This window comes from Pseudomonas sp. AGC41 (genome assembly GCF_057334555.1).
The window spans coordinates 34,827-42,300 of the sequence record NZ_JBHFJB010000012.1 but is presented as its reverse complement, the minus strand read 5'-3'; the positions used below and the strand labels follow the sequence as shown (position 1 = coordinate 42,300).

The following is a 7,474-nucleotide window of genomic DNA, read 5'->3' as shown; positions in this document are numbered from 1 at the left end:
CCACGGGTACATCATTTTGTTAAGTGAACAGCATTAGCATCAACGCGGGCTTTGTCTTGCATCCATACCAACCGTCAGAAGCGGAACACTTCCATGTCCGTCCGAATCGGCAGGGCCATCGGAATCTTGTCCTTTTCCTTGCCTGCCGGCTTGGCCGGCGCAGGCGCGGGCTTGCGCGGTACTTCAGCGATAGGAGGCTGGTTGGCCAGAGGCTTGAGCGAGACGGACAGCTGCTCGGCCAGCCGCTGCAGGAGCACACCCTGGGCCTGAACCTGCGCCGCCGTGGTGCCGGCGTGTTGCTCTTGCAGATGAACGATGCGGTTCTCACGCACCTTGCCGCGACGGTCAATCAACCGCCATTGGGCATCGAGTACCGCCGGTTGTGATTCACCCGAATCCAGGCGGGTAATCGACAGCAGTACCTGCACATCCGGGGTGAAGCCTTGGGTGGCCGGGGCCAGCACCACGCGCTGACTGTCCAGGTGACCGGCGACCTGGCGCAGCAACAACTGGTCGATGTCCGAGGACAGGCTGCCGGCCCAACGACCGTCCGTGGCGGCTTGCAGGCTGCCGTCCGGTTGGCGTTGCAGGAGAGTTTCGCGTTGCAGGTAGTCGGCAATCAATACAGGGCCCAGCAAAACCGCCATGCCTGTGCTTTGCGCAGGCTGGGCCGGGGTACCGCTGTCCAGCTGATACAGCGACACCGGCTGGTGCATGCTGCAACCCGCCAGGCCAAGCAGGCCGGCGAGCCACAAAATAGGTAGGCGCAGAGCAGTCATCGTCCCGTCCAGGTGGCAGCCACAAGGCTTACCACAGTGAAAATACTCGGTCATTATGAAGAACGCTCGGCCACGCCGGCGCTTGAAAGGGCCTATCATCCGTGAATATGCGTTCCGACTCCAGCGCCAAAGTTCCGATCTGCGGCTTTTAATCGCAGACCGAGCCCTCTAGCACGGTCAATTGAGGTTTTCGACGAGCAGTGCATCCACCCTCTGAAAACCCCTTGGAAGCTTGTTGCCCCGCCGACCGCGTTCACCTTTGTAATGCTCAAGATCGTCCGCTTTCAGTGAAAGCGTACGCTTTCCAGCCTGCAGCACAAGCGTGGCACCTTCGGGTAACACTGCAATATCCGTGACAAATTCCTCGCGACTCGCCACCCGTTCGCCAGGAATCCCGATGATCTTGTTGCCTTTGCCTTTCCCAAGCTGTGGCAGATCGCTGATCTTGAACACCAGCAACCGACCTTCGGTCGTCACCGAAGCCAGCCAGTTGTTATCGCGATCGCTGACCGGGCGCGGGGCAATGACCTTGGCGTTGTTCGGCAGGCTCAACAACGCCTTGCCCGCCTTGTTCTTGGCTTGCAGGTCTTCACCCTTGACGACGAATCCGTAGCCGGCGTCCGACGCGATAACGTACAGCCCGTCATCATCAGGCATCAGCACACATTCAAAAGTTGCACCCGGTGGAGGTGTTAATCGTCCGGTCAGCGGTTCACCCTGGCCTCGCGCCGATGGCAAGGTGTGGGCCGGCACCGAATAGCTGCGTCCGGTGGAGTCGATGAACACCGCGAACTGGTTCGAGCGCCCCGGCGCCAAGGCCTTGAAGCCGTCCCCGGCTTTATAGGAAAGCCCGGCGGCGTCGATGTCATGGCCCTTGGCGGAACGCACCCAGCCTTTTTCCGACAGTACAACGGTGACTTTCTCATTCGGCAACAGATCGTGCTCGCTGAGGGCCTTGGCCTCGGCACGCTCGACAATCGGCGAACGACGGTCATCGCCATAGGTTTCGGCGTCCTTGAGCAACTCGGTGCGTACCAGTTTCTTCAGCTTGGCTTCGCTGCCCAGCAAGGCTTGCAGCTTGGCCTGTTCCTTGAGCAATTCATCCTGCTCGGCACGCAGCTTCATTTCTTCCAGGCGGGCCAGTTGGCGCAGGCGCGTGTCGAGGATGTAGTCGGCCTGGATTTCACTGAGGGCGAAGCGCTCGATCAGGCTGGCCTTGGGGTGTTCCTCGGTGCGGATGATGTGGATCACTTCATCGAGGTTGAGATAGGCGATCAGCAAGCCGTCCAACAGATGCAAGCGACGCTCGACCTTGTCCAGACGGAATTGCAGGCGTCGACGCACCGTCTTGACCCGGAATTCGAGCCACTCCACGAGCAATGCCCGCAGGTTTTTCAACTGCGGCTTGCCGTCCAGGCCGATGATGTTGATGTTCACCCGATAGCTGGACTCCAGATCGGTGCTGGCGAACAGGTGCTGCATCAGCGCGTCGTGGTCGACCCGGCTGTTCACCGGGATGATCACGATGCGGCAGGGGTTCTCGTGGTCGGATTCGTCGCGCAAGTCAGCCACCTGCGGCGCTTTCGACGGTTTTGCCTGCATCATCGCAGCAATCTGCTCGAGGACTTTCGCCCCGGAAACCTGATGCGGCAGCGCGGTGACGATGATGTCACCGTCTTCGACGTGATAGACGGCGCGCATGCGCACCGAACCGCGACCGGTCTCATAGATCTTCAGCAGATCGGCACGCGGCGTGATGATTTCCGCTTCGGTCGGGTAGTCCGGGCCCTGGATATGTTCGCAGAGCTGTTCCACCGTGGCTTTCGGCTCGTCTAGCAGACGCACGCACGCCGTGGCGACTTCCCGCAGGTTGTGCGGCGGCACGTCGGTGGCCATGCCTACGGCGATGCCGGTGGTGCCATTGAGCAGGATATTCGGCAAACGCGCCGGCAACACCAGGGGTTCATCGAGGGTGCCGTCAAAGTTTGGCCCCCAGTCCGCGGTGCCTTGGCCCAGCTCGCTGAGCAGCACTTCTGAATAGCGCGACAGGCGCGCCTCGGTGTAGCGCATGGCCGCGAAGGATTTGGGATCGTCCGGCGCACCCCAGTTACCCTGCCCGTCCACCAGCGTGTAGCGATAGCTGAACGGCTGGGCCATCAGCACCATGGCCTCATAGCAGGCCGAGTCGCCGTGGGGGTGGAACTTGCCGAGCACGTCACCGACGGTACGCGCCGACTTCTTGTGCTTGGAATCGGCGTCCAGCCCCAGCTCACTCATGGCATAGATGATCCGCCGTTGGACCGGCTTAAGACCGTCGCCGATATGCGGCAAGGCGCGGTCCATGATCACGTACATGGAGTAATTGAGGTAGGCATTTTCGGTGAAGTCAGCCAGCGATCGGCGTTCTACGCCGTCCAAGCTGTCTGCAAGAATGTCGCTCATGCGGGCCTCATCAGTTCGTTGTCTGGCGCAGCAGCATGGTGCCGTCGCGCTGGGTAAATTCAAGTTTGTTCAGGGCGCTCATGCCCAGCAGCACTTGCGTGCCTTCCAGGCCTGGCGCCACCAGGGCACGGACATCACGCAACACGATGTCACCCAATTGCAGCCGGTCGATGCGGGTGCGGTAGCCTTCGCTCAAACCGTTGGCGGTGCTCAACCTCACGCCAAGACCTTTTTCCAGCTTGAGGCGCTCGGCCAGTTCCTGCGGGATCGCTACGTCGGTGGCCCCGGTGTCGAGCATGAAGTCCACCGGTTGGCCGTTGATCTGGCCGCTGGCGACAAAATGTCCCTGCCGGTTGCCGACCAGCTTTACCTCGATAAAACCTTCGCCCTTCTGCGAATGCACCTCGGCATTGGGGTTGAGCTCTCGCTGCTCCCACTGGGCAAAAAACCGCGTTGCCAGAAACAGTGCCGCGCACCAGGCCAGGATCATCAGTACCCGGCCAGCGCGCTTGCCCGGTGGTTGCTGGCTCATGGCGCGGCACTCCAGCCACCCTCGGGCGCGGCGAAGCGCCAGATAACCGGCCGCTGCTCGCCGTCAGCCCGCGCACCGTCGTTGTTGTCTACACCGACCCAGGCGCCGTCGGCGTCGACGACCCCCCCTCGACCAGGCCGAAGGGCTGTGGATAACGGCGGTCGTCCTGCAATGCCTCGGCCGCAAATGACCAGCAGCGCTCGACCTTGGCGGTCTGCGGGTCACGCCGGCAGACCTGATAGGCGTTTCGCTCCAGGGTAAACAGCTTGCCGTTGAACAATGACAGATCGGCGAAATCCCGGGAAACCGCCTTGGCCTTGGGATACTGCGCCGGCTGCATCTCCTGCCCCGCTTCGCTCAACAATACGCAATTGCCGTCGCAATCCCACACCGTTTGCTGGCGCTTGAGCAACACCAGGCCACGACGCTCCCGTTCGGCGGCCAGCCATAGCTGATCGCCAGCCGGGTTGACCGCCACACCTTCGAACAGGGCATTAAAATGCAGCAGCATGCCGCTGCCCCGGGCCTGGCGGAGCATGGTCGGGGTGATTTTCAGCCAGGACGCTTCGCCTGTCGGCGATATTCTCAGCACGGCGGCGTGGGACTCACTGACCAGATAACGCTGACCGGCGCTGTCGCAACTGATGCCTTCGTAGTCCAGTTCGCCACCGCGCACGAACGACGCCGCCCAGGTTCGCGACTGCAAGCCCCAGGGCAGATCATTCTCCGGCACGGCCGGCACCTCGATAGCCACAGCCTCGGCCTGCCAGGCCCGGGCATCGGAAGGTTGGAGACGATAGATCAGATCGTCGTCGCGATCTGACACCGTCCACATCTGCTTGCCACACAAGGCCAGCCCGGAGAGATTGCCGCCGCGCATGCCATCGACGACGTGCTCGGACAGCAGCTTCAGTTCTGGCGCCGGCCCTGCGCACACCGCCCCCGCCCACAGCAACAACGCCAGGGCGAAACCGTTGCGCATCAGGCCAGGACCTCGGCCAGATCACCCTTGGATTCAAGCCAATTCTTGCGGTCGCCGGCGCGTTTTTTCGCCAGCAACATGTCCATCATTTCCGAGGTCGCTTCGAAATCGTCCAGGGTCAATTGCACCAGGCGACGGGTGTTCGGGTCCATGGTGGTTTCGCGCAACTGCGGCGGGTTCATCTCACCCAGGCCTTTGAATCGGGTGACCTGCGGCTTGCCGCGTTTCTTCTCCGCTACCAGCCGATCGAGAATGCCGTCGCGCTCGGCTTCGTCGAGGGCGTAGTAGATCTCCTTGCCCAGGTCGATACGGTACAGCGGCGGCATCGCCACGTAGACATGGCCGGCATCCACCAGCGGGCGGAAATGCTGGACGAACAAAGCGCAGAGCAAGGTGGCGATGTGCAGGCCGTCGGAATCGGCGTCGGCGAGGATGCAGATCTTGCCGTAACGCAGCTGGCTCATGTCCTCGGCGCCCGGATCGACGCCGATGGCCACCGCAATGTTGTGCACTTCCTGGCTGGCCAGCACTTCGCTGCCGTCAACTTCCCAGGTGTTGAGGATCTTGCCCCGCAGCGGCAGGATCGCCTGGAACTCCTTGTCTCGCGCCTGCTTGGCCGAGCCACCGGCGGAGTCACCTTCCACCAGGAACAGCTCGGAACGCATCGGGTCCTGCCCGGCACAATCGGCGAGCTTGCCCGGCAGTGCCGGCCCTTGGGTGATGCGCTTGCGCTCGACCTTCTTGCTTGCCTTGAGGCGACGTCCGGCGTTGCTGATCGCCAGTTCGGCGAGGGCCAGGCCGGTTTCCGGGTTGGCGTTGAGCCAAAGGCTGAAGGCATCCTTGACCACCCCGGAGACAAACGCCGCCGCCTCGCGGGACGACAGGCGCTCCTTGGTCTGGCCGGAGAATTGCGGCTCCTGCATCTTCATCGACAATACGAAGGCGATGCGCTCCCAGACGTCTTCCGGCGCCAGCTTGACGCCACGGGGCAGCAGGTTACGGAATTCGCAGAACTCGCGCATCGCATCGAGCAGGCCCTGACGCAAGCCGTTGACGTGGGTGCCGCCCTGGGCGGTGGGGATCAGGTTGACGTAGCTTTCCTGGACGCTTTCGCCGCCCTCGGGCAGCCACAGCAGCGCCCAGTCCACGGCTTCCTTGTTACCGGCCAGGCTGCCGCAGAACGGCTCGTTGGGCAGGCGTTCGAAACCGTTGACCGCATCAACCAGGTACGAGCGCAGGCCGTCCTCGTAGTGCCATTCGACCTTCTCGCCGGTGGCCTTGTCCTCGAAACTCACCAGCAGCCCCGGGCACAACACCGCCTTGGCCTTGAGGACGTGCTTGAGGCGCGTGACGGAAAACTTCGGTGAATCGAAATACTTCGGGTCCGGGGCGAAAAACACGCTGGTGCCGGTGTTGCGCTTGCCGACGGTGCCGACCACTTCCAGCTCGGTGGCCTTGTAGCCATCGGCGAAGGTCATCTGGTATTCGTTGCCGTCACGCTTGACCCGCACCCGCACCTGGGTCGACAAGGCGTTGACCACGGAAATACCCACCCCGTGCAGGCCGCCGGAGAACTGGTAGTTCTTGTTGGAAAACTTGCCGCCGGCGTGGAGCTTGGTGAGGATCAGCTCGACGCCCGACACACCCTCTTCAGGGTGAATGTCCACCGGCATGCCGCGGCCGTCATCGCTGACTTCCAATGAATGATCGGCGTGCAGGATGACCTGCACCGACTTCGCGTGCCCGGCCAAGGCTTCGTCGACGCTGTTGTCGATGACTTCCTGGGCGAGGTGATTCGGCCGACTGGTGTCGGTGTACATGCCGGGGCGCTTGCGCACCGGGTCGAGGCCCGAGAGGACTTCGATGGCGTCTGCGTTATAGGAGCTAGCGCTGGGAGTGGCCATGGGGTCTCGTCGTCAGTGTTCAGTGAAATAGAGGCAATGGTTCACAGCGAGGTGAAGTCGATCGCCTGGTACAAATCGGCGCCAATGCCGGCAAAACTCAACAGCGCCGGCAATTGCTGGGCAAACCCTTGGAAACTGTGGTCGCCGCCGGCCTGGATACGCAACGCGCAGGCACGGTAATACTGCTGGGCGTGGCGATAATCCAGCGTTTCGTCACCGGTTTGCAACCATACCTGAAACCGCTGCGGATCCCGGGGCGCCGGCACTTCCAGCTCGGCCAGGGCCGTCACGTGGTCGTGGGTCAACTCCCAGGTCTCGTCGGTGTACAAATTCTTCTGCGTGCCCAGATAACCGTCGAACATCCGATGCGGGCTGACCGCCGGATTGACCAACAGGGCCTTGAGGCCATGGCGCTCGGCCAGGTGAGTCGCATAGTAGCCGCCGAGCGAGCTGCCGACCAGCAGCGGCCGCCCCAGTTCTGTGATCGCCTGCTCCAACTGAGCAATCGCCTCGCGCGGATGGTGATGCAAGGCCGGCACCCGCAACTGGTCGCCGAGCCCGAGGCGCGTCATCACTTCGGTCAGTTGACAGGCCTTGGTCGACGCCGGGGCGCTGTTGAAGCCATGGATATAAAGGATCGAACCCGACATGGGCAACTCCCTGGGTGCTGGGCAAAGGCCGGAGTTTACAGGGAGTTTGTGGAAGTTTGGGCGGTTTCGAATACCCCTCCGTCTTCGTGGCGAGGGAGCTTGCTCCCGCTGGGCTACGCAGTAGCCCCTGGAGCAGCAACGCCCGTTCCAATTGATAGAACACGGTACCCGGTCTTGGGGGGGGG

5 protein-coding genes and 1 pseudogene are annotated in these 7,474 nt (G+C 62.4%); all 6 read right to left on the bottom strand.

Annotated features, from left to right (window positions below; genetic code table 11):
- Positions 1-74: 74 nt before the first annotated feature.
- The gene (locus ACE04F_RS01855) at positions 75-779 is read right to left on the bottom strand and encodes a PqiC family protein (protein ID WP_305497225.1); all 705 of its coding nucleotides are present in this window, start codon (positions 777-779) and stop codon (positions 75-77) included.
- Positions 780-956: 177 nt separating this feature from the next.
- Positions 957-3,221 (bottom strand): DNA topoisomerase IV subunit A, encoded by a 2,265-nt coding sequence (gene parC, locus ACE04F_RS01850; protein WP_305497226.1) that lies wholly within the window; start codon positions 3,219-3,221, stop codon positions 957-959.
- A 10-nt stretch (positions 3,222-3,231) separates the two neighbouring features.
- Complete coding sequence (locus ACE04F_RS01845; protein WP_486104335.1) at positions 3,232-3,753, bottom strand: retropepsin-like aspartic protease family protein; 522 nt, start codon at positions 3,751-3,753, stop codon at positions 3,232-3,234.
- Positions 3,750-4,735: pseudogene (locus ACE04F_RS01840) on the bottom strand (esterase-like activity of phytase family protein). Before ACE04F_RS01840 ends, ACE04F_RS01845 begins: the two are co-directional and overlap by 4 nt.
- On the bottom strand, positions 4,735-6,639 hold the full coding sequence (gene parE / locus ACE04F_RS01835) for a DNA topoisomerase IV subunit B (RefSeq protein ID WP_486104333.1): 1,905 nt from the start codon (positions 6,637-6,639) through the stop codon (positions 4,735-4,737). Before parE ends, ACE04F_RS01840 begins: the two are co-directional and overlap by 1 nt.
- 41 nt (positions 6,640-6,680) lie before the next feature.
- On the bottom strand, positions 6,681-7,289 hold the full coding sequence (locus ACE04F_RS01830; protein WP_305497232.1) for a YqiA/YcfP family alpha/beta fold hydrolase: 609 nt from the start codon (positions 7,287-7,289) through the stop codon (positions 6,681-6,683).
- Positions 7,290-7,474: the final 185 nt, after the last annotated feature.